Source organism: Paenibacillus sp. J31R34 (assembly GCF_059383715.1).
In genome coordinates this window covers 75509-99449 of the sequence record NZ_JBXENU010000008.1, presented here as the reverse complement: position 1 = coordinate 99449, position 23941 = coordinate 75509, and the positions used below count along the sequence as shown (strand labels likewise).

The window sequence follows — 23941 nt, the reverse complement described above, 5'->3', positions numbered from 1 at the left end:
CATGGCAGTGTTTCAGTATAATCCGGAGCGTCCCTTTCGTGATAGTCCGGATATGTATTTGCTTTATTGGGGCAAAGAGGCATGCAAGCCTTGCCATCTCATAGGGCCGATCGTAAGGGAAAACTTTAAACTGCATTTTATCCATAAAGGAAAAGGGACTGTGAAGGTGGCGGGCAAAACCTACACGTTGACAGCCGGACAAGCATTCCTCATTTATCCGCAGGTGCTTATTTCCTATGAATCGGACGAGGAGGACCCGTGGACTTACTCTTGGATCGGTTTTTTGGGAGAGCAGGCTGCTCAAATCATTGCCCGGACATCGATTACGCCAGAAAACCCCGTATTCCCCATGGATATGAAGCTGATGCCAACGTTATATGACCAGTTGACGGAAGCTGTCTCCCACCGAGCCAGCAGTGATTTGCGCCTTCAAGCTATTTTGTATGAGTTTTTATCGCTGCTCGTCGAGTTCGTTCCTTTAACGGAAAGCAATATTAGCAATGCCGCGCGCAAGCAGGAAGCCTACATTCACCGAAGCATGGAGTTTCTACACGCCCATTACAGTGAACGAATTACGATGGAACAGTTGGCTGACGTACTCGGCCTGGATCGCAAATATTTGTCTTTTCTGTTTAAAGAGGCTGTAGGCATGCCGCCACAGCAGTATTTGCTTAACTATCGCATGAATAAAGCCTGTGAGCTGTTAGGAAAGGGTATATACAGCATTAGTGAGGTGGCACGTTCCGTAGGGTATCAAGATGCGCTGCTTTTTTCTAAAATGTTCAAAAAGGTAAAGGGTACACCTCCGCGTAATTTTGAATAGCTCATTAAAAAAGACATTATTCCATAAATATCATCCTTGTTGACATAGGATTCATAGTCGTTTCCCGCTACAATAGGTTTATATTAAACCTGAGGGGGAACAAATGAATGAGCTATTTGGCAAGTCATAATCGATATGACACTATGACATATAATCGCAGTGGAAGAAGCGGACTGAAGCTGCCCGCTATTTCGTTAGGGCTGTGGCATAATTTTGGCGGTATTGATTCGTTAGATAAAGGCAGAGAAATGGTTAGACGGGCATTCGACCTCGGAATAACACATTTCGACCTGGCGAATAACTACGGCCCACCTCCGGGCTCAGCTGAGCAAACGTTCGGCAGCATTTTGAAAGCGGACTTTGCAGCTTACCGCGATGAGTTGATCATTTCGACTAAAGCCGGTTACGGCATGTGGGAAGGGCCTTATGGCGATTTTGGCTCCAAAAAATATCTGGTGTCCAGCCTTGACCAAAGCTTGAAGCGGATGGGACTCGATTATGTTGATATATTCTATCATCACCGTCCAGATCCAAATACGCCGCTGGAAGAAACGATGGCTGCGCTTGACCTGATTGTGCGCCAAGGCAAGGCGCTGTATGTCGGCCTGTCCAACTATAAGCCGGAGCAGACGCGTGAAGCATCGCGCATTTTGAAGCAGCTGGGCACACCTTGTCTGATTCACCAGCCAAGCTACTCAATGATTAATCGCCATGTTGAGGATGGCTTGCTGGACGTGCTGGACGAGGAGGGTATTGGATCCATCGTATTTTCCCCGCTTGCGAAGGGCATGCTGAGCGATCGCTATTTGAATGGCATTGCTCCGGATTCGCGCGCGGCTGGACCGAGCGTGTTTTTGCGCCCAGAGGAAATTACCGATGAGCTTATCGCGAAGCTGCGGCAATTGAATGAACTGGCGGCTGGCCGTGGCCAGAAGCTGTCGCAAATGGCACTCGCATGGGTACTGCGTGGCGGCCGCGTGACTTCTGCGCTTATTGGGGCAAGTAAAGTCAGCCAGATTGAGGATGCCGTTCAGGCGCTTGCTGTTGCTCATTTCACCGATGAAGAGCTGACGCTGATCGATCAGATTTTGCAATAGGCATAGGGAGATGAGGCAATGGCTATAAAGGCGCAAGCATTCATCCATCGAGTGCTGCTGACGCTTAAGGCACATATTGTAGAGGATGCCGACGGTGTCTATTATGAGCGATTCCTTCATGCGGACAAGCAGGCAGGCCGAACTGATGTTTATGGAACGGCGGATGCCGCCAATCTGTTATACACGGTTAACGGAATGCCGGAGCTGGAGGCGGATAAAGCCGCCTGGGTAAAGGAACTGCAAAGCTTTCAGGAGCAAGGCAGCGGCATGTTCCGCGGGCTTTACCATAATGAGCTGCATAGCGCGGCTTTCGCAATATCGGCTCTAGAGCTTTTTGATGGAAAGCCACTCTATCCGCTTCAGCAATTTGCAGCCTATAGAAGCAAAGAAGGGCTTTACGAATTGCTGGAGCAGTTGGATTGGGTACAGCAGCCTTGGGGAGAATCGCAGAAGGGTTCTGGCGTCTTCGCAAGTCTGGTGCTCGCGCAGGAAGTAGACTCTGCGTGGGAAACCTGGTACTTCGACTGGTTGAAGGAGCAGGCAGATCCGGCAACGGGCTTGTGGCGTAAAGGCTGCATTGTCAATGGAGGTGGCGAGCTGCGCGGTGCACCGCTATTTCATCATTTGGCCGGCAGCTTTCATTACCTGTTTAATATGGCTTATCGCAATCAGCCGATTCCTTATGTGGAGGCGCTGGTCGATACTTGCATCGCCTTGTTCCGCAGCAAGCAGTGGGAGCAGCCGAAGGAGCAGCTTTCTTTTTTCGAAATCGATTGGGTATACGTGCTGGGCTGCTGCTTGAAGCAAACCGATTATCGGCGGGATGAAGTGCTGGCTGTTATTCGTGAATCGGCAGCACCGTTCCTTGCCTATATCGAGAAATTGGGCGAGCAATCGCCAGCAGAGCCGTTTGAAGACCTGCATTCGCTATGCGGCGCCGTAAGCGGCCTTGCCGTCATTCAACAGCTGGCACCCGAGCTTGTCCTTACTGATCGCCCGCTCCAGCTTGTATTGGATCGCAGGCCGTTCATTTAACGGTCTGTCTATTGAGTTTATAATTTTTTTTATGTTTCGGTTTCCTCTACGACATTTTGTGAAGACTTCCGAAAATTTTGTGGAAAAAAAGAGAGACGAATGCATAGTGCCGTGAAACCTTTGGAAAATGGGTTTCACGGCTTTTTTACATTCTTTATTGAAAAAAAACTTGATGAGCAGGAGTTGAGTTTGACTCTTGCTTTTGTTTATCAAGCAAGCGGGAGTAAATAACGAAGAAATAGAATTGTGAGAGAAGTTGCAAATGTATCTATTAATCCAGTTTGAAAAACTTTAAAAATTTTGGAATTTGTAGTAAGATTATGGAGATCTTTCGCGATTCTACTTTCAGTTAAGAAAACTAAAAAGATGATTAGGAGCGTGTAATAATGACAAGATTTCGTAAGAAAATTAGCTTTTTACTACTGTGTCTTGTAATAGTATTACCTACAATCGCTTCAGCAAGCACCAATAGTGGGGATGGTGCTGTAAGCGCTCTAGATGAGAGTGCATTCTATGACGCAGCAGGAAATATAATTGAGGTGTTAGAAGAATCTGATGGTACAATCGTAGTTTATATTAATGGCGTATTGGACCATAGTGCAAAAACAGACTTAACTACGGGTACAGTTGAGTCGACGGAATATATCGATCCCACTGGGAAACAAGATAAGCACAGCATGATAGCAAACGGCAAGAAAGAGAAAAATATTGATAAAGATAAAATAGGCATGCAAGAAAAAAAGACTATTTATAAAATAGACGATCTTATTAAAGAAGATGTTGTTGTTGATCCAACTGTAGACGTAGCAGAGAAACTAGAAGCTGCAAGTTTAATTTCGGCAGCAGCCTATGACCCAATCTATACCTACCCTCCAACATGGCCTTATAACCAAGGATATACCTATAGAAATACTTATAATAATGATCAAAGGCAAATGTACGCGCATGGTTATTATAAGAATGAGGCACCGACATACACTTCTTCCCAGAAGGTAAGTTTTTTAAGAAGTACCTCAATTGGGGTTGGAGTTTCACTAATTATCGCATTATTTTCTGGTCCGGTAACTGTTGCTGTAGCTACAGGTGCTATTATAGCCTGCATAGGTGCTTGGATATTAGATGGATATTTCACCAAGGATGTGGATGTCAATGTGCATATAAAAATAGAGTGGGAGAGTTGGTTAGCTATCGTTAATGCGAATTCCTATTATGCACAACAAGGTACCCAATATCTTAGAGTAATGAATCAGTCCGGTCCAGGAGAATCAACTAGAGAAATAGGTGGAAAGGTGGGCTTTATTGGGAATTTTACTGAATTCTTAAGACAAAGCTCATGGAATTAGTATCATGGGAACAGGCAATAACACATTTAACCACATGAAATCGAAAGGTAGAACCTACAATTTTGTGATTCAGCCTATGCTGACCTCAGGGGTTTCAACCATTTTTGTAGTCGGCGCTCAATACTTGTTCATGTGGTTCGATTATGGACAATTATTCGCGAATGAGTTATTTGTGAAGGGCATTCAATCAGGATGGTATGTTATTCTGTCCCTATTTATAGTAATGTATACTGCACTAGCCATTATAAACGTAATCAGATGGGAATATCATAAGAGAAAATCGAACTAAAACTTATAGCAGCCGCTTCACACACCGCCGAAGAAGCCTCTCGATTATCGAGAGGCTTCTTCAAGCATAAAACAACATATCGCAAGGCATCTGCACAGCTATGCCGAATGGCGTGATCCTGGTCACATTCTAAATTGGGGAGAGGCTTTTTATGAAGAAAGTGATACATTACCCTTCGTAATAATAGCGGCAATCTGTTCCTCACTGCTGTAGATCGTCTGTTTCTTATCCAAAATGCCTTGCTGCAGCGTCAGCAGTTTAGCGAAGGAGCGCGAAGCTGCTGCGGCATCGCCTTTCTTCACGGACTGGGTCAATAGCTTGCCTTCGGCCGTTATAAGCTTGCGGCTGCTGGATATGCTGCTTTTGGCGGAACGGATCTTAATGCGCTGCGAGGAAGCTGTCTCTAATATGGCGCGTGTCTGCTTCGCTTTCAGCACTGTGGCGGCCTTAAGCTTGCTGTAGGCCTCGGTTTTATTTTTAATATCCAGCTTGGCGAGCTGGACAGCTTGCTTCGTTTGCGCCAGCTGTGCCTTCAGCACGGCATTCAGCTCCTTGCTTTGCAGCAGCTTGGCGGCTTCCTGCTGCTTTCGCAGCGAAGCATACAGGTCAAAGAGCGGCTGATAGCGCTCCTTCGTCTGCTTAACGTCAGCCGCCAGCTGGGCAAGCTTCTCCTCATTCAACTGCTTGATGCGCTGCCGGATGGCAACAAGCGCTTCTTCATTGCGATAGTGGCTGGCGGTGATTTTCCCCTCCCAAGTGTCTTCCTGCTGCTGGGCGGACAGCAGGCTGTCGTATTGCTTCTTGAGCTGGGAGGCTGACGCAGAGTCGGTACTAGCGGTCAGTTTGTCGAAGGCTGTCTGAACGGTCGGCGAAAAGGGCAAGATCGATGTGGCAGCGGTCGAAACAGATGGCAGCGTCAAAAATAAGGATAATGCGATAAGGCTGGTAAATAGATGCAGCGGCTTGAAAATAAACAATGTGGAGCCCTCCTTTAAAATGATGGAAATCAAGCACAAAAGAAAAGACGTTGAAGGGCAGCGATAGAGGGCATAGTCCCGAATGTACGCAAAAAAGCACCCGCAAGAAGGACGCCTGAGGCGTCTTCTCTTACGGGTGCTTCCATCGTAAGCCGCTGCTATTCAAATAATTATTTCCAAATATACTAAAAGGAAGGCCATTCGTCAAGCTCTTTCGGAAGGGCTGTTCCCCCTGCCCATTCTCCTGTATGATAGTAGGAAAAGAGACGAAAGGGAGGAAGCGGCGAATGAATGTACCTATGGGCGTTTGGATTTTTGCCGGAATAATCGTTATTTTACTGACATGGATGACACTTTGGGTAACGAAAAAAGCGTATTCGAAAAAATGGGACGATTCCGATCAGGATATAGGGACGTAAATCGACGAGCCCACATTTTCACAAGGAGTGTGCGTCACAAGTCACACGTCGCAATAGCCTGTTCTTAAGCTAAGGCTGAAATTTCAGCAGCTCAGGATCGATGGCAGGAACGAGCCCTTCCTGCGCAGCGCGGTTCAGCAGCGTCGTAATTGCCTCGTATCCGCTATCGCCAAGGTTGGCAGTGAAGTCATTCACGTATAGATCAATGTGCGCCTTCGCAACGGCCGCGTCCATCTCTTGGGCATGCTGCATGACGTATTCGCGAGGCGCCTCGGGATTCGCCCATGCATAAGCGACTGAAGCCTGAATCCACTTCGTAATGGCAGGCAGATCGAGCGAGCGGCGGGCGATGATGGCTCCGAGCGGTATAGGCAGTCCCGTGTCGGATTCCCACCAGCTGCCCAGATCCGTCATCATGGATAGGCCAAAGCTTGGATACGTGAAACGCGCCTCATGAATGACAAGGCCAGCATCAATATGTCCGTCGCGAACGGCAGGCATAATTTCATGGAATGGCATGATGACGATATCGCCTACCCCTCCTGGAACATGCTTAGCGGCCCAAAGCCTGAACAGCAAATAAGCAGTGGAACGGTCGCTTGGCACCGCTACGCGTTTGCCTGACAACGCTGCCGCATCTGTGCGGGTTCCGGCTGTCAAGACGAGCGGGCCGCAGCCTCTGCCGAGCGCACCGCCGCACGGAAGCAGGGCATAATCTTCCAGCACCCATGGGAGGGCAGCGTAGGAAACTTTCAGCACATCAAGCGGGCTGTCGCCACTGGCTGCCAGACGATTGGTAATGTCGATATCGGCATACGTAATTTCCAGCTCTGGAGCATCCGGAATAAGCCCATGCGCCCAAGCGTGAAAGACGAAAGTATCATTCGGACATGGAGAAAAAGCGATTTTCATACAAGCACCTCCAATAGTGTGGAGCCCGCAGCTTCCAAAGCCTGCAAAGCTTCGCCAATTCGCCATGCACTCCGGTCCCTTGGGCCGATAGCATTCGAAATGGCGCGTATTTCAAGAACGGGAATGCCGAAGCTCTGTGCAGCTGTTGCAACGCCAAAGCCCTCCATCGCTTCAGCGGCGGCGCGAGGAAAGCGTTCACTCAGCACCTGGGCGGTGGCAGCAGTTCCGGTGACGGTCGACAACGTTAAAATGGGAGCCAGCGCTGCAGCAAGCCCAGCCTGAACAAGTGCTGCGGCAATAGCTGCGGCTTGTACATTGGCCGCGATTGTAGAAGAACCGAAGCCGAGTGTGTCCAGACTGCTGAAGCCGTCTTGTGTCTCTGCTCCGAGATCGGCGGCAATGATAGCATCGGCAATGACGAGCGAGCCCACGGCCGCCCGGCCTTCGATTCCTCCGGCGATTCCCATGCAAATGACAAGATCGTAGCTGCCCCGTGTGAGAGCAAGTGTCGTGCGGACAGCGGCTTCCGCTGGGCCAACTCCGGCTTCTGTCACATGAAAGCGCGGGTTGTTTTGCAAGCCCCGACACACCGCATCCTTCTCGACAGTGACGGGGGTCATAATTAAAATATTTGGGCCAGCATCCATCAGGTGCAATCTCCTTTAACGGAAAAATTTCGCACCATCATGCGGGAGCAGATTGCATCTACGGCCGCATAATGCTGCGAAAAGCTAGGGTTAATGCTTTTTCCAAGCTTATTACTTAATTATAGTACGGTTGCAGACGTAAGGAAAGGCGAGCGCTTTCCCGGCTGCGGGCCATGAACGAGCCGCTGACAAGCGGCTATTTGCGTTTCATTTCAAAAAACTCGCATTGCTCCCGGGAAAAATAAGTAATATCGCTGACGCTCGTTTGAATGACGACCTGCGTATCGTCGAAACGGACGATGTTTCCGCCAGAGCACACAATATAATCATTTTCAAAGACACGCAGCCGAAGCTCCCGCTGAAGTGCCTCCTCGAAATCCGCATCCGTTATCAATTTACGGTTTATCGCCATCCTCAGACTCCTTTGCCCATTAAAATTAAATCTTATAAAAGCGGTATGCCCTAGCGCTATGATAGACCAGCTAGCCGCCCGTTGCAACAATGTGCCTCATATTCAGCCGTTTATTCAAATGGGATAAAAACCGCCTTAACAGCACTTGGTTTGTGCGTTGACTGCTAGTACAATAGGAGGGAAAGCTTTAATGCGGGAAAGCTGGCAAGGCAAGCTGCAAGCTTCGCTGTCATAACGTCGGCCATTACACGCAGCGGGGCAGGTCCCGCTAATTTGAAGGAGGAATATAAATCGTGTCTGTACATAATGAACGAGTTGTCGTATTTGTCGGGTCCTATGCAGAGGCTGCGGCAAGCGGCGTATATGCGTACGCTTTTGATGAAAAGGAAGGCAAGCTTTCGCTGCTGGATGAAGTATCCGGCCTTAAAAATCCTACGTTTCTGAATGTGGATATTCCAAGCAAGAGGCTGTACGCCATTGCAGAAGGAGTATCCGCAGAAGGCGCCAAAGTCGGCGATGCTGTAGCTTTTGCCATCGATACGGATAAAACAGCATTGACCGAGCTTAACCGCAGCGAAGCCATTACGGCTCCGGCTTGCCACATTCAACGCGATCCATCCAATCGCTACTTGCTGCTGTCAAGCTACCACGGCGGCAGAATCAGCCTCGTTGCGCTGACGGATAATGGCGAGGTGGGAGAGCTGCTGGATATCGCTCAGCATACGGGAGTCGGCCAGCACCCAGAGCGCCAAAATCAGCCGCATCCCCACAGCATCCAATTCAGCCCGGACGGCCGCTACCTGTTCTCGCCGGATCTGGGCATTGACCGCATTATGGCTTATCGCATTGATAATCAAGCGCACAAGCTGGTTTTCCATGGAGAGACATTGCTTCATGCAGGCGCTGGCCCGAGGCATATGGCTTTTCACCCGAATGGGCAATTTGCTTATGTTATAAATGAGGTAGATTCGACGATTACTCTGTTCCGTTACGATGCTGAGGCAGGCACGCTTGCGACGCTGGCAACCGTTCCAACGCTGCCGTCTGATTTTGACGGTGAAAATACATGCGCTGAAATTGCCGTCTCCGAGGATGGCAAATATGTATATGGCTCGAATCGCGGGCACGACAGCTTCGTAGTGTACGCCATTAATGAAGCAGACGGCAAGCTTACCCTTGCTGGTCATGTGCCGATTGAGGGCGAGCATCCACGCCATTTTGCTTTTGTGCCGGGCGGCCAATATATAATCGCGGCTAACCGCGATACGAATAATTTGGCTGTATTCCGCATAGATGTGGCAACAGGGCTGCCTGTGTATACCGGACATTCCGTTACGGTATCTGGGCCCGTGTATGTGCAGCCGGTGTTAGTCTAACAGCAGGAAATAGTTAAGGTGGACGTGCCTTGAACATGCCTTGAATGATGCGATAAGCGGAAAAGAGAGGTCAGCGGAGATGAAATGGCCATCAGCATGGGTGCAGACTGTCAAAAGCGTACATGGAGAACGCGGTGAGAAGTGGCTGGCTGAGCTGGATTTGCTGCTGGCAAGCTGCGCGGAGCGGTGGGAGCTGCGGCTGGCGGATCACACGCCGTACGAGCTGACCTTTAATCTGGTGCTTCCGGCGCTGAGGAAGGACGGGAGCGAGGCTGTGCTGAAGCTGGGCGTGCCGTCAGGGGAAAGCCGGACGGAGCTGGCAGCGCTTCAGCTATATGAAGGGCGCGGAGCGGTTCGCCTGCTGGCATCGGATGCGGAGCGCGGCGTTATGCTGCTGGAGCGGCTGAGGCCGGGACAGCTGCTCTCGGAAGTGGCAGATGATGCGGCGGCCATCCGCATCGCTGCGGAAGTGATGCGTAAGCTGGCTGTGCCAGCAGCGGACGCAGTGGCTGTAGGGGAAGCGGCCGGAGGCGTGAGCTTCCCTAGGGCTCTGCAGTGGGCGCGCGGGCTGGAGCGGCTGCGCCAGCGCTATGATGGCGGCACCGGGCCGCTGCCGGAGCCGCTCGTCCGACAGGCACAGCTGACCTTCGGCCAGCTATTCGCAACGGGCAAGAGCGAGCCGCAGCTGCTGCTGCATGGCGACCTGCATCAGGGCAATATTTTGTCCGCCGTGCGTGATGGGGAAGCATCTGCCAGCTGGCTGGCGATTGATCCCAAAGGTGTCATCGGCGAGGCGGCTTATGGCGTCATTCCGCTGCTGATGAATCAGCTGCCTAAGACACGGGGGGAGCGAATCAAGCTGCTGCGTAATCGCGTCCATATCCTCAGCGAGGCCCTGTGCCTCAAGCAGGAGCGTGTTCTCGCCTATGGCTTCAGCCATATGGTGCTATCCGCAGCATGGTGCGTCGAAGATGGGGTTGGTGATAGCGCTGCTGCTCTTGAAACAGCTGCTTGCTTTGCAGAACTGCAGCGTGAGGAGCCGAGGCTTGAATAGGCAACAGAGCAGAGCATTTCAATATTTCAACCGAACATGCATCATTTTTTTATCCACTATTAAGGAGTTGGGACGAGATGAGCGAGCAGCAATTGACCGTTTTATTTCAAGGGGATTCCATTACAGATGGTTCGCGAGGGCGCAATGATGATTTAAATCATATTTTAGGCCATAGCTATCCGTATTTAATTGCCTCACGCCTTGGCTATGAATTGGCGGAGAAAGCTCCCCATTTCATTAATAGGGGCATTAGCGGCGATCGGGTCTCTGACCTGTACGCTAGATGGAACGAGGATACCCTCAGCTTGAAGCCGGATATACTCAGTATTTTGGTTGGTGTCAATGATGCGGGGCGCACGATGTCTGGCGAAGCGAGCGGCGCAACAGACCGTTTCGAGCGTGCTTACCGGCATTTGCTGGAGGAGACAACCGAGGTGCTGCCACAGACGCGGCTTGTTCTTGTCGAGCCCTTCATCCTGAAAACTGGCGTGCCGTTGGAGCGCTGGGAAGAGTGGCAGCAAATCATTAAGGGATATCAGGAAAAAACAGCTGCTTTGGCGGCAGAGTATAATGCGGTTCTTGTACGCGTGCAGCATGTATTCGACAAAGCAAGCGAAGTGACAGGCGCGGCCTACTGGCTGTGGGATGGCGTTCATCCGACAGCGGCGGGGCATGAGCTGCTCGCCCGCGAGTGGCTGTCTACGGTACAAAACAGCAGATTAGCGATTAAATAGCCAAAATGATATTTTTAAACCCGTCCGCTTTTTACTGCGTATAGATTTGTAGAAATCGGAGCAGTTGGCAGCTAGGCGGCGGGCGGAAAAAGAGTACTGAGCTTACAATGCGACCACATGATCCGCTCCCGCAAATGAATCTGGCGCTATTGTTTGGTGAGCAATCGAATTTGTCGTGCGTTCCTACCACTATAAAAAGGGTAGGAACGTTTTCCAGATGCTATTTTCATTTAAGAGGCATGCTTTCATTCTCAACATACTGCAGCGCCTTAAAAGCATTCACCACTCCAACCGTTCTGCCTCCGGGATCATTTACAGATAGTTGAGTTGCCATTTCCCTAAGCATGCTAGATATTTCTTCAGGCGCCTTGTTCAGCTTATTCTCTTTAAGTTTATGAATAACCAAGGCATATGTAGCTGAAACAGCGGGAGTTGCCAAACTTGTACCAATATCCAGATCATACCCTTTCGGCAAGCCGATCAATTGTGCAATAGTTGACTGCTCCAAATAGGTTGGATATGTGGTTAATAGAAGAAAACTGAAATCAAATTCATCTTCATGCGCAATCGGACCGTAACTTCCTCCTGGTGCGTAGAAATCAACTTTTTTGCCATAATTCGAATAGGGAGCTGGCATTCGTTCTAATGTTGAAGCACCTACAGTTATTACTTTTGAAAAAACAGAAGGCAACCGAATAACGCCTCTTCCATCTTCTCCTGTCGGAATGATTTGGTCAATATCAACTCCTTCGTTACCGGCTGAGTTTACGATTACACTACCTTTATTATTCGTATAGTCAATCGCTCGCTGGAAAGCTTCCACAACGGCGCCTCCTGATTTTTCGCTGTAAGTCTGATAGATCCCCGAACTAATATTAAGCACCTCATGTCCGTCGTTTGCTGCTTTCACCATCGCTTGGATCATCCAAAAGGCTCTTCCGCCCTCGCGGCTAAATACTTTATAGGGTACAATTCCAATTTCGGGGCCAATACCCGTTAGGTTTCCATTCGCAGCTATAATGCCAGCCACCTTAGTTCCATGGCCGTTGTAATCCATAGCAGTCGGTTCTCCTGGTACAAAGGATTGTCCAGGTGAAATAATATTGTCTGCCAGATCCGGATGGTTCAAATCTATTCCGCTATCCAAAATTGCTACGCTAACATCATGGCTGCCTTTAGTTATAGAATAGCTTTTCTTATTTTCAGTAACATAATTAACGCCCCACTGCCAGTAAGAATATACGTTAGGATCATTCTGGAAATTAGGCATTCCGTTTGATTCAGCATCAGTCGCAAATTGAGCAGCTAGCACTGCATCTAAATCGAGTGGATTCATAACTTCCGATTCTTGAACGATAAACCGTTTAAATTTTTTATGAATATACTTGCTTGCATTTTCTAAGACTTTTTCTTGAGGATGTTCAATTTGAATGACTCCTATTTCTTTTATGTAATCGAGTTTCAAATCCGGATATTTATTGGATATAAATTTGATTAATAAATTCACAAAGTATTTATCCTTAACAACAATGAGTTCATGGGACGTTACCGGCTGCCCAGTCGTATCAGTACCATTCGCCGATAAAAGATTGTTGTTCGTGAGCGTTAATAACAATATTGCTGTAATAATAAGAGATTTTAATAGTCTGGACGTTATTTGTTTCATTTTATTTCTCCTTCGAATTATATAAATAATTTGGAGGTGAAACATTCTTAATAAAGAAGATCCCATCCAACTGCTTATTTGGCACAATTAAACGTTCAAAGCTTCCTGACTCTACTATGATCGTTCTTCGGCTGATCCACTTGTTCTCAGGCTGTACTTCAACCTGGCTAAAATCTATTAAACCGACTTCCGCCTCTTGATGGTTCATATAATCTTCCAAGCTCTTCTTGCGTGGCTTGATAAGTGTATAATCGCTCCCATGATTCAAAGCTGCCGTCCCTTGGTACATAAATAACCCTACATAATAAGAGTCTTCGACTATTTGTTTTGAAACCAACGATCCCATAGGCCTGTATCCTGTGAATGATTTGAAATTTTTGAAAATATGAGCGTTATGCGCCCACACAATCACTTTTTCACAAGGATATAGGACAGTAAGAAGCCATTCCAGATTGTCAGCCATCATTTGATCTCTGCGTTTTGCATACTCTCTAGAACGAAGCGCAATACTATTTAAGAATACTGCTGTATTTTCAAGGTAACGATCCAACACCAACAATACCTGGTTTCTCGGACGAGCTAATAATTCGCTTCTTAACTGCTTAATGGTTCCCAATTTCTCGGTTTTACTGTCTTCATATTCTGCAAGAATCCCTTTCGGTATTCTTTTTCGTTTCGCTCGAAACTCCCCAATTCGGGCGTACCATTGAACAGAATATTCAGCCAGTCGATTCAATTCCTCTATAGTTGCTTTTTCTAATTCTCCTTGTGTTTGCAGCATTTCTCTTAATGGATTGACTTTTGAGGAAGGTTGAAAATCAATCCCAGTCAGGTTTAAATCTGTCGACTTGATCAACTCGAATAATGGCAACGTCTCTTTCGTTCTCCATAGCGAAAAAATAGATTGCTGCATGATTTCCTCAGAGCTAAGTTGATTCTTCATACCATTGACACTGTAACACTCACTTAAACCGCTCTCAAAGGCAATTACTTTAAAATTCATCTCAGTGTAAAGAAATGAAATAAGTTTCGATTTCAATGTATTATTCTGAGATATGCCATGGCTGTTCTCTCCAAGCCATACGATTCGCTTATCGCCGATATACTGACGGATAGGCTCAAAATCGGAGTCCGTGCATCCTTCAGGTTCAGGAAGTCGAACGGTATTTCTTCTAACCCAGCTGCCCTCATCTAAATATTTCTTATTGGAGCTCTCAAATAATCCCATATCTTTGTACCTCCTTAGTGCTGCAAGCAAATAACATATGACTTTAACTTAAGAAGATATTAGTTTACTCCTCGCTTTTCTTTTTTTTTTTAATAATCATCGTTATCCCCGTGATTACGCCTAAAAGCACTAAGATTAGGAGCGACAATTTGATCGAGCCAATTCTAATAAGACTTTCTAACAGTTCTCTCAATAGCGCTAACATTTCCTTCCTCCATATCCCTTATGTATTTACAGCTGCCGGTACTTGGAAAGATTCAATTTGCAGGTTGTATAGATATCGATATTCATTACATACTTGCATTAATTCTTGATGGGTCCCAATCGCGCTTAGTTCACCATTTTCCATATAAATAATGCGATCGGCAAATCTTGTAGATGTATAACGATGTGTAATAAAGATCCCAATCTTGTCATCGATCAGTTTGGTGAACTTTTCAAAAACTTCCTTTTCGGATTCGGGATCAAGCGCAGCGCTCGGCTCGTCTAACACAAAGATACTCCCATCCTTAAAGAATGCTCTAGCGATAGCTATCCTCTGCCATTGGCCGCCAGAGAGCTGAATTCCGTCAGGAAACCACTTTCCTAGCTGCGTATTGATTTGTGCGGGCAAAGCTTTAACTAAATCCGATATTCCCGATTTAAATGCAGATTCATATATTTTGTCATCATTATCCATGTTTTGATAATCGCTGATTCCGATATTTTCTCGTACCGGCATTTCATATTGCATAAAATCTTGAAAGACTACGCCGATGTTACTTCGAATGGACTCCGTCGTATAATCGTGAATATTAATATCGTTAATTAAAATTTCACCCTCATAGTCCTTATACAATTGAGCAATAAGCTTTATCAGGGTTGATTTTCCGGAACCATTTTTACCGACTATCGCAATGGCATCGCCTCTCTTCAAAAACAAATTAATACCCTTCAATGCATATCTGTCTGTGCCAGGGTAGGTGAATGAAACGTTTTTAAATTCGATTGACTCGATTTTAATAAGTTCGATTCCTTTTCCTTCATGGGAATTTTGTTGCGGTTGGGCTGCTTGCATATTTAAAAAATGAAAAAGTTGTTCGATATAGAGGTTGTGCTGACATAATCCAACTAAGCTTTGAGCCAAATGCTGCGAGTTCGATTGCGTAAGCGTAATCGCCTGAATGTAACTAATAAAACTGCCCACTAAGAGCTGTTTCAGCATGGTAGCTTTAGCTACCATAAAGATTGCGAAACCCATTAAGATTAAGTTCAGCGTTCTAAATACTAACGTGAGCTGGAGTCTCTTCTTAGCCAAATTTTTGTCTTCCTTATAGAAGCCTTCCACAATCCCTTCAAACTTGCGTAAGAGATAGTCGGCAACCCCAAACAGCTTTACTTCTTTAAAGGCTTTGTCGTGAGTCAATAGATGCGTATAGTACCAACTCATTCTGTTCCTTGGCGCACGCTGCCAATGGAGTACAAATTCAGAGTTACTTAGTTTCATATAGGATGGGATTGAAATAAGTGGTGTTAGAAGCAAAAGCAAACTCATCCACCAATTCCACTGAAATAAGAAAATAACGGAAGAAATTAACGTAGTGGTGCTAGTTATAAAAGCTAATATTTGTTGGAAAATTTGGTAAGGTCGAAAGCTGGTTTCTTGTTGAGCGCGTTTAAGCTGATCCTGTACTTCGACGTTCTCGAAATCCTCTTGCTCCAACGTGCTGGCCTTTGTCAACACAAGCATATTCATATGATTGGACAATAACGTCTGAAAAAGCCCCTCTATATATTCGCGGATAAGCCCCAGTATATCCCGTACGACAACAAATCCGACGAAAAATAAAAATACGATTAAAACCCCTTCAATGCTGCTGTCTTTCGTTGTTACAATCGTATTCACGAATAATTGAGTCAAATATAGTGAAATGACCGGGCTAACACCCTGTAGCAAAGTGAGAATAATTATTCCAATGAAGTAAATCTTATTCGTTTTATAAAATAGAATTAATAATTTGGGCCAATAAGAAAACGTATGCAGTATCGTCTTGTAATTAATATTTCCGTCCAATTTTTCACCTTCTTTATCCGTTATGAAATAAGGAATATATAGTCCCACTCATAATCCTGATGTTTCAATATGCTTATCAGCACGAGTACAATTCCTGCTGTCCCGACAAGAAGTCCTGGATTCTGCATCGGTCCATGGTCATAATCGTGAAATCCAAAAGCTAACTCTGGATCGTACTCACCCAGTATAGCTTCCAACGTGTCATAGAGCGGTTTCCTGTCCCAATCCGCACTATGCTTAAGATGAAACTTATGCAACAGATATAATAACCCAGCAAATCCATGACAGAACGTTGGCGACTTAATAGACCAAATGTCAATTGGCCGCTTCATCATTTCATTACAAGCACGGATGTCCAAATTCTCGCAAGAGACATCGTTGAGTGCGTTTGCTGCCAAAGATAAAGCGTGACTAATCCCTGGAATGCCGTAACACCAGGATTCGTTATTAACTGTCACTCCGCTCTTAGTACCCGCAGTGTACTCTTCCAACGATATTCGATCAGGCCATACAATTCCATAATCGTCGTGCTGTACCCACCGTTTAAAAAAGGCAACTATATTTTCAATAGCCTCAAGCTGTCCCTCGACTCTAATCCCTTTTGTATAGGCAGAGCTTAGCAACGAAAGCGGTCCTGCAATCCCATGGGAAATGCCCAAGTTGAAGTTTCCTTGTTCATACTTTACCTTCTCCGCTTCTAGAAATTGATTGGATTGGGGGATATACCAGCTTGGAACAAATTCTCCGTGCCTATCGTATTCACTGCTCAATGCAACTAGATAGTCTAAGATAGCCTTCGTACTGGAAACACTCTCTTCATCGTCAAACTGAAGCAAGTATCGCCCAATTCCTGCTAGACCCTCCATGCAGTCGTAGTCCAGCATATCTACGTTACCGTGTAAATTTTCGGTTGCCCGTTCAATCTCTTGCGGCAGATTGAATAAAATAAAACTGTGCAGTGCTTCCTTCATCTTCAAATATTTTTTATTTGTACATGCCAACAATTCCGTGCTTACAGCGATGCCTGTAAGTCCCGACCATAATGATAAAGAATAAACATTGCCATCGTTAATCAATGTTTGCAGCCTGCGCACATATTCGTGCCCGACTTCCTGCCAGTTCTCTTCAGGAAACAGCTTGCCTAACTCCACCGTTAATATAATTAACCCTGGCAGTCCGACAGCAAGTGAGCAAAGATCCGCTTGACTAAATCTTTGCTCCTCATAAAAGTCCATAACCTTGTCAACGTTTCCATATGTTTGCTTTAAATGGTTAATAATTGTTTCGATTTTGTCGATTTGGTTTATATTCATCTGCAAATTGGCATCTTTAAATTTCAACATGAATTTTTAAGCCCTTCTCTTTCTTGATATAGCTTAGATTATGTAGAGTATGGCAGGCAAAAGTCATGATTTTTTCCTCCAAGCTCTGGTTAATACCTATCAATCTATTCAAGCTAAGGTGAATGAAACTGGACAGTATTTGATCTGGCTTATTATATAATGTCTTAGCATTACTCATTTCCTCTATATAAGCTTTCATCTCTATAGAACGATGCCGGATCTGCTCATACAAAAATTCGCCTTCATTTAGGGTGCGCAAGTTACGCCAATTGTCCGAGTCGTTGCCCATTTTCATATAAAAGGAGCGCTGTTCCCTGAACTCTTTCGTATACTTCTTAATTGAAGTCATACGATTCAGCCAGTTCAATTGATCTTCAAAATGGGGATAAAATGCAGCAACATAACTGATTACATTAATGACTCCGATATTCTCAATGGATAGAATGGTATCTTTTTTCTGAGCGTGATTTATGCAATTGGCAACAAACCGGCTATCTGCAGAAAACAGTTCTTCAGCTCTGCTAACAAGAAATGGTCCGCCGTATCTTTCGATCTCAGGCTCATAGCTATCCAAAGAATATTTAGTTGCTATCCCCCTGGAGCGCAAGTTTTCTATCCAGTCGTGAAAGGCTGGAAATAATTTATTTATTAGAAGCTCCTGTTTTCCTTTGAATCGAAGACGTACATGAGCGCGTGGATCTGCATATCGCATAAAGAAGAAAGAGTCAAAGGCTATTCCCTGCATTTCATCAATAAATTTCAGCAACTCAGTTCCTACCCACTCATCCGCTCTGCTTTTCACGCCGTAAATTTTGAAGTACATCCACTCGCTGCCGGGCGGGTATACTCTTATTGTATCCGTTACGGTTGAATAAGCCTGTAAGGCTTCCTTTTCATTTTGAATATACTTGTCTTGAGCATTTATGTGGATTTTCCTACTTAAAGGGAATACTGCTTCCATATAATAGGGCCTTCCATCTTCGGACTTAGTAATAAAGTTACTAAATTTAGATTCGATTTCCGTCAAGACAAGGTAACCGTTTTCAGGCAGTTTACTCACTTCGCCAACCAATTGCTTTAAATGGAATTCGCTGGATAAGTCATACATAATTCGATTGTCTGCTTCTGTTAAGTATATAAACTGAGGTACTTGATATTGCTCTCTCCACTGTCTAAGCAGGGTCACTTTATCCTGCTCTGTATGATTGGAAGCAAAAGCTATGATCTTACGATCAACATTCCAAGTCGCAGGAGAAAATACGATTTTTCCGTATCTTACCCTCGGCAAATAAGGCTGTCGAGATAACATGCCCCAATAGAAGCCGCGCCAATTTTTATACTGCGATATTCCCAGCTCACATAAAAACCTGTATAGGTTAGGAGTACCGCTGGTGAAGTTAAGCATATGATTCGTTACAGGAACGATCTCTTTGTTCAATTTCTTTGATTTAAGATAGAACCTGTATCCGTAACTGCCTACGACCAGATCGTCTAACGAAATTTCCTCAAATCGATTATTGCTGCTAGTTCCGATGACAATTTGATGTTTGGTTAGATTCCTTGTCATAACCACATTAATTGCCTTAGAATGCCTAGGCAAATATACAACCTCTGCAAATATTTTATTGGGATGCTCTTTTACACTTTTTTTAATTTGGTCCGTTACAGCAGGGTCTATCATATCCAAAAACCTTCCAAAGCTTTTACCTGCTCCGGCGGAACCAGGGTTCGGACCCATTATAAGCTCATAATCCGAAGCATCTTGTTCTGGGCTGATTATGGAGAAATATAATTCCATTGAATCCGGAGGCGATAGAAAATCATCCTCGTAACTAACTTTGAGGTCATCTACAATAGCATCCGTTAATTGAAGCTCTTCTCTCTTCAAGATTGCTTCCTGCGCATAATTCATCAGCTTCCTAGAGTAAACGATTTCCTCTTCATAGTCATTATGCAGTACATAGTCGCTTTTCGGATTTTCATAAGTTGGAGGTGCCCCCAAACCGATATCCTCATCCAACAGTTCGCACAAAGGTACCTCTCTGGCTACCCCATAAGCTTCTATAAACTCCTCGTGATATTTGCTAAGATGCTTATACCATGACGTTTGGGGAGAAAGCTTGAGCAAAATATCCGCTGCCTGAGATAACTCACCCTTTATACTTTCATTTAACATATTATGATTGAGGGATGATTTCAGATCGATTTGCAAAGGCGTTTTCACTTCCGCCAATTGATTCATCAAGGTAACCGTCGTCTCGTAGATCGACAAACCCTCTCCAATTTTTTGCTGATTGTATGAATGAATGGACTGTCTTATAACTAGTAACCTTTCGTATAAAAGATGAAGCTCTGTTATGCGTCTAATTTTCTCGATCAAATAGTCAAAGGCATTCTCATCCGTTAACGGCGGTCGAAGCGTGCTTAACAGAAACTCGTTCTTGAATAAACCGAATGTGAAATTTTCGACTGTCTTTCTGTCTACTTGGTTATAACGATTATGAATAATTTGATTCAATTCCGTCATATTAATAGGCTCATATGTCTGCTTCGAGACAAAATCCACAATTTCATTCCAATTAACGGAGGCATATGTAAAATCCTTATTGCTATCTGTATAATCTCCATATGAAGTGATAAAAGGAATTTTAATTCGATCGCCAATTTTATAGGCCGTTTGGTTGAATCTGACGTCCAGCTCCTTGACAATATTATGATCTTCTTCTATATTTTTAATAATTCTTAATAGCCACTGCATATCCGGTCTAGCTCGTTTAACATGTTGTTCAACAGTACCTACTTGAATTGCATTCTCGCTTCCAAAAACTCCAATGTCTACTCCAGAGAATAGCCCGAATGGAGTCGCTCTGGTAGACATGCGATTCATATATTTGAATAAGCTTCCTATCATTTGTTGTTGTTGCCTGTCATTCTTATCCGGTTTCAATAAACTTTTATATAGCGAAGGGCTTGCGATGGCAATAGCCTCAACAATTTCAGGACAGTTCAAGATTTCCTCAAGGTTCTGAGCAATGTCTTGTTCACTATTAAAGTAGGCTTTAATATGATCTACTGGAAAAAGCGGAGTTCTAATCATAAACAAATCTAAAGGTACGTATTTGTCTCTTGAATCTTTTTGCATTTGTCTCTATCCTCCAATTGAAATGGCTACATGGCTTTTTTAGACATATCACGGCGTTTTATTACTTACGAACTGGTAGCTGTGTTACTGATATTAGAATGGGCAACCTGGGGTGCAATATTGTGTAAAGCCACATCCGCATGATGCCTTACACGTTACTTTTGTCACCCAGCATAAAACAGTTCTAATCGTATCCGGGTCAACAACATCGCTATTAAAGCTTTGTACTTTAAAATCCAGTTCAAACAGTTGATTTTGCATGAATGATCGCTCCTTATAAGTTGGGAATATTAGATCGCCGCCGTGATATGCCTAAAAAAGCCATGTAACTGTTTGTGATTTTCATGATTTCGCAAACGACCCATAATGGTTCGCAGCTTCTTCCATACTCGTTGTCAGATTTGTGCGAAAAAAAACAAGGCATTCAACGAATCACAATTGATTGATACACAAGTGCAGTAATTCGTAAGCCTTATTGAACTATTTTGGCGAAAGTGCTAGTTTGTGCTTCTTCGGGCTACTCCCAAACCGAAAATTTACCAAGGTTGACTCCGAATAGAATATGTCATGTTCTATATTTATTTAATTTATATTATATTTCCAAAAACTACGTTTAATTCGTTTTTAATTGTAATTCACAATGTAAAATATTTCAATAGTAGGTTAGTCCTATGGATACATACTTGAATCTGTGGTATGTGTTCTATGAAGATCGAGGCCCGTTTATAGACTTTTACCTGAGAAGTACTGAATATGTTGATTCATTTTCTTGCAGAATAACATCGTCAAAGGCGTTGTCACCGGCGCGGTGAATGGTTGAAAATAAGCTGCTCCTTCGGTTTTTCGACCGGGGAGCAGCTTTTTAGATTGCAAATATACATAGAAAAAAAGTGTGGATATTTTCCTTATTATGATTAATACTGAATTCTTGCGAAATTATAACGATAATCGCATAAAATCCTTGAAGTCCACCGACCTCGTTGTAATTTAATCGGGAATTTAGGGGAAACAGGGAGCAGCGGCAGTTGTATTGTTCTTTTGCAGTAGTTATAGTACGATTGAAAAGCGAGGATAATTATGGAATATATCAGTTGAAGCGATAATTGCTTTGGCTGTGTTGTGTGCAGAAATAGTAGCCGTCAGCAGGTTTTTAAATATAAGCATTTATAAGTTTCACGTTTATAAGGGGCTTATATTTCACCCTCGAAACGGTAGCTTTGCCGCCAGAAGAGGGCGACAGCCGTTTACGCTTGATAGAGTTAGAGAGACAAGGGGAGTGGAGCAATTGCTTCGTGTAGAGGGCTTGTCCCATGCATTTAAGAACGGAAATGAGACGACGCGCGTTCTTCAACAGATCGATTTTCGCGTAAATAAAGGGGATATGGTTGCGCTGCTGGGCAGCTCAGGCTCGGGAAAGTCGACGCTGCTGAATTTGATGGCGGGACTGATGAAGCCGACGGAGGGCAGTATTTACATTGCTGATCACAATATCGTAAATATGAATGAAAACAAGCTGGCGGAGTTTCGCCGTGAGCATATCGGGTTTATTTTTCAAGCGTATGAGCTCATTCCGAACTTGACGGTTCGTGAAAATATCGAGCTGCCGCTCGTGTTTCAATCGACGCGCCCTTCAATACGCAAGCAGAAGGCGTTAAAGCTGCTGGAACAGGTCGGCATACCGGATAAAGGGGAAATGTTTCCTTCCCAGCTGTCGGGCGGACAGCAGCAGCGTGTCAGTATTGCGCGCTCGCTCATTACAGAGCCATCGGTCATTTTCGCTGATGAGCCTACGGGGAATTTGGATACGAAGACGGAAGAGGAGATTTTGGCCATTCTCAAGCATTTGAACAAGACGATGAACACGACCTTTATTATCGTTACGCATGAGCGCGAGGTTGCACAGCAGACCCAGCACATTATTACGCTTCGCGATGGGCTGCTGGAAAAATCGTCGCCTGCTGTCGAGTTAGAGAAGCTTCCGGTAGAGGAGGCTGTCCATTGAGAGTAAGCGATCTTACGAGGCTGTCATGGGATCAGGTCAGACGCCGTAAAGTAGTTACCATGCTGTGTGCAGCCGGCCTGTCGATTGGCTGTGCCGCTATTATTTTGGCGATGAGCATTGGGGAATCTACGCAGAAAATTGTCGAAACCCAGCTCACGAGCTATTTGAAAATGGATGAAATTACGGTTATGCCAGATAATGGCGCATCCGCCGGTCCCGGAAGCCAAAGCACGGCAAGCGATGAAGTGAAAAATCGGGGCAAGCTTTCTGATCAAAAGGTCGAAATTATGCGCAATATTAAGCATGTCAAGGCCGTAGCGGCTATGCAGCAGCTTAACTACATGCAAATGACGACCTCGGACGATAAACAGGCGTATGCCGAAATTATTGGAACGGATCTAAACAGTCTGGAAGCCTTCGGCAATACGTATTGGCAGGGCTCGGCATCAGATGCTCCAAACTCTGTCGTATTAAGCTACGGTACGACGCTTGGACTAATGAATCAGGAAGAGCAGAATAAATTGTTTGAAGCCATGAATCTTAATCCAAGCGATCCAGCACTGCAAGAGCAATACAATACGATGATGACTACACCATCCGCCTTGTACCAGAATCAGATTCAGCTGGTGAACTACGATCAGGATAACAAGCAAAAGATAAGCGAGGGCCTTCGAGTTGTAGGGGTATTGAAGAAGCCTAAAGGTGTATCCGATATGCAAATTGCCAATGACCGCAAAATTTACGTTTCAATTGAAACGGCGAACAAGCTGCGAGAGCAGCTGATGCAAAGCAGCGGTGAGGCGACGGCTAACGATACCTATAATCAAGTTACGGTCAAGGTGGATGCGGAGGAAAATGTGAAGCAGGTGGAGGAGCAAATTAAGAAGCTCACCTTGAACACCCAATCCAATCTTTTGCAAAAGGAGCGCCTTGAAGAGCAATTCGCTGTGTTCAAAAGCATCGCAGTAGGCGCAGGCGTATTCATTCTCATAATCGCTTCGATTTCCATCATTGTAGCGATGACAATGTCCACATACCAACGGCGCCGTCAAATCGGTATTATGAAGGTGCTCGGTGCCAATCTGGCGCAAATCCGCAATATGTTTATTGTAGAGGCAGCCCTGCTTGGATTGCTCGGCGGCCTGCTCGGCGTTTTATTTTCATACTGGATCGTATGGGGAATTAATGCCCTTATTTTATCGATGTCTACCGGCGAGGAAAATATGTCTATCTTTATTCCGTTGACCGCTATTCCGATCGGATTGGCGTTTGCCGTGATGACGGGCATTATATCGGGGATATATCCGGCAGTCAGCGCTTCGCGTACCGATGCATTGACCGCAATCAAGAGAGATTAGAGAAGGCCATGCGCTATGGTCAGGGCATGTC

At 45.2% G+C, this 23941-nt stretch carries 20 protein-coding genes; 10 read left to right on the top strand and 10 right to left on the bottom strand.

Features of this window, described 5'->3' with window-relative positions; genetic code table 11:
- The first annotated feature begins 1 nt into the window (after nt 1).
- From AC50YG_RS21765 to AC50YG_RS21750, 4 genes are all read left to right on the top strand, one after another.
- Entirely contained in the window at nt 2–823 is an 822-nt protein-coding gene (locus tag AC50YG_RS21765) for an AraC family transcriptional regulator (RefSeq protein WP_494829523.1), read from the top strand.
- 107 nt (nt 824–930) lie between these two features.
- Complete coding sequence (locus tag AC50YG_RS21760) at nt 931–1920, top strand: aldo/keto reductase (RefSeq protein WP_494829521.1); 990 nt, start codon at nt 931–933, stop codon at nt 1918–1920.
- 18 nt (nt 1921–1938) lie between these two features.
- Nucleotides 1939–2955 carry a hypothetical protein gene (locus AC50YG_RS21755; protein WP_494829519.1) on the top strand — a complete coding sequence of 339 codons (1017 nt, stop codon included), beginning with the start codon at nt 1939–1941 and terminating at the stop codon, nt 2953–2955.
- 386 nt (nt 2956–3341) lie between these two features.
- The gene (locus AC50YG_RS21750; protein WP_494829517.1) at nt 3342–4298 is read left to right on the top strand and encodes a hypothetical protein; all 957 of its coding nucleotides are present in this window, start codon (nt 3342–3344) and stop codon (nt 4296–4298) included.
- A gap of 438 nt (nt 4299–4736) precedes the next feature.
- On the opposite strand, the gene AC50YG_RS21745 is transcribed toward AC50YG_RS21750, so the two are convergent.
- Nucleotides 4737–5564 carry a hypothetical protein gene (locus AC50YG_RS21745; RefSeq protein ID WP_494829515.1) on the bottom strand — a complete coding sequence of 276 codons (828 nt, stop codon included), beginning with the start codon at nt 5562–5564 and terminating at the stop codon, nt 4737–4739.
- 287 nt (nt 5565–5851) lie between these two features.
- Between AC50YG_RS21745 and AC50YG_RS21740 the strand changes: the two genes are divergently transcribed.
- Nucleotides 5852–5983, top strand: a complete 132-nt coding sequence (locus AC50YG_RS21740; RefSeq protein ID WP_494829513.1) for a hypothetical protein — start codon at nt 5852–5854, stop codon at nt 5981–5983.
- A 69-nt stretch (nt 5984–6052) separates the two neighbouring features.
- Here AC50YG_RS21740 and AC50YG_RS21735 read toward each other — a convergent pair whose 3' ends face one another.
- From AC50YG_RS21735 to AC50YG_RS21725, 3 genes are all read right to left on the bottom strand, one after another.
- Complete coding sequence (locus AC50YG_RS21735; protein ID WP_473756888.1) at nt 6053–6895, bottom strand: 1,4-dihydroxy-6-naphtoate synthase; 843 nt, start codon at nt 6893–6895, stop codon at nt 6053–6055.
- On the bottom strand, nt 6892–7542 hold the full coding sequence (locus AC50YG_RS21730; RefSeq protein WP_494829511.1) for a futalosine hydrolase: 651 nt from the start codon (nt 7540–7542) through the stop codon (nt 6892–6894). Before AC50YG_RS21730 ends, AC50YG_RS21735 begins: the two co-directional genes overlap by 4 nt.
- Nucleotides 7543–7738: 196 nt before the next feature.
- The gene (locus AC50YG_RS21725) at nt 7739–7954 is read right to left on the bottom strand and encodes a hypothetical protein (protein WP_341280655.1); all 216 of its coding nucleotides are present in this window, start codon (nt 7952–7954) and stop codon (nt 7739–7741) included.
- Nucleotides 7955–8247: 293 nt separating this feature from the next.
- On the opposite strand from AC50YG_RS21725, the gene AC50YG_RS21720 reads away from it, so the two are divergent.
- The 3 genes from AC50YG_RS21720 to AC50YG_RS21710 all read left to right on the top strand — a co-directional run bounded on the left by AC50YG_RS21720 (nt 8248) and on the right by AC50YG_RS21710 (nt 11118).
- Nucleotides 8248–9330: a lactonase family protein gene (locus AC50YG_RS21720; protein ID WP_494829509.1), complete on the top strand. Its 1083-nt coding sequence runs from the start codon at nt 8248–8250 to the stop codon at nt 9328–9330.
- Nucleotides 9331–9409: 79 nt separating this feature from the next.
- Nucleotides 9410–10384, top strand: a complete 975-nt coding sequence (locus tag AC50YG_RS21715; protein ID WP_494829507.1) for an aminoglycoside phosphotransferase family protein — start codon at nt 9410–9412, stop codon at nt 10382–10384.
- 77 nt (nt 10385–10461) lie between these two features.
- Nucleotides 10462–11118, top strand: coding sequence for an SGNH/GDSL hydrolase family protein (locus AC50YG_RS21710; RefSeq protein ID WP_494829505.1), 657 nt, complete (start codon nt 10462–10464; stop codon nt 11116–11118).
- A gap of 226 nt (nt 11119–11344) precedes the next feature.
- Here AC50YG_RS21710 and AC50YG_RS21705 read toward each other — a convergent pair whose 3' ends face one another.
- The 6 genes from AC50YG_RS21705 to AC50YG_RS21680 form a co-directional block, all read right to left on the bottom strand.
- Nucleotides 11345–12784 (bottom strand): S8 family serine peptidase, encoded by a 1440-nt coding sequence (locus AC50YG_RS21705; RefSeq protein ID WP_494829503.1) that lies wholly within the window; start codon nt 12782–12784, stop codon nt 11345–11347.
- 1 nt (nt 12785) lies between these two features.
- Nucleotides 12786–14012: an erythromycin esterase family protein gene (locus tag AC50YG_RS21700; RefSeq protein WP_494829501.1), complete on the bottom strand. Its 1227-nt coding sequence runs from the start codon at nt 14010–14012 to the stop codon at nt 12786–12788.
- 223 nt (nt 14013–14235) lie between these two features.
- Entirely contained in the window at nt 14236–16065 is a 1830-nt protein-coding gene (locus AC50YG_RS21695) for an ABC transporter ATP-binding protein (protein ID WP_494829499.1), read from the bottom strand.
- A gap of 20 nt (nt 16066–16085) precedes the next feature.
- On the bottom strand, nt 16086–17408 hold the full coding sequence (locus AC50YG_RS21690) for a lanthionine synthetase C family protein (RefSeq protein WP_473756879.1): 1323 nt from the start codon (nt 17406–17408) through the stop codon (nt 16086–16088).
- Nucleotides 17395–20550 carry a lantibiotic dehydratase gene (locus tag AC50YG_RS21685; RefSeq protein ID WP_494829497.1) on the bottom strand — a complete coding sequence of 1052 codons (3156 nt, stop codon included), beginning with the start codon at nt 20548–20550 and terminating at the stop codon, nt 17395–17397. The genes AC50YG_RS21690 and AC50YG_RS21685 overlap by 14 nt, the downstream gene beginning before the upstream one ends.
- Nucleotides 20551–20643: 93 nt before the next feature.
- On the bottom strand, nt 20644–20811 hold the full coding sequence (locus tag AC50YG_RS21680) for an FDLD family class I lanthipeptide (protein WP_473756877.1): 168 nt from the start codon (nt 20809–20811) through the stop codon (nt 20644–20646).
- Between the two features lie 1024 nt (nt 20812–21835).
- Here AC50YG_RS21680 and AC50YG_RS21675 point away from each other — a divergent pair.
- Nucleotides 21836–22552, top strand: coding sequence for an ABC transporter ATP-binding protein (locus AC50YG_RS21675; RefSeq protein ID WP_473757072.1), 717 nt, complete (start codon nt 21836–21838; stop codon nt 22550–22552).
- Nucleotides 22549–23910, top strand: coding sequence for an ABC transporter permease (locus tag AC50YG_RS21670; protein ID WP_473756876.1), 1362 nt, complete (start codon nt 22549–22551; stop codon nt 23908–23910). The genes AC50YG_RS21675 and AC50YG_RS21670 overlap by 4 nt, the downstream gene beginning before the upstream one ends.
- The last annotated feature ends 31 nt before the right edge of the window (nt 23911–23941 follow it).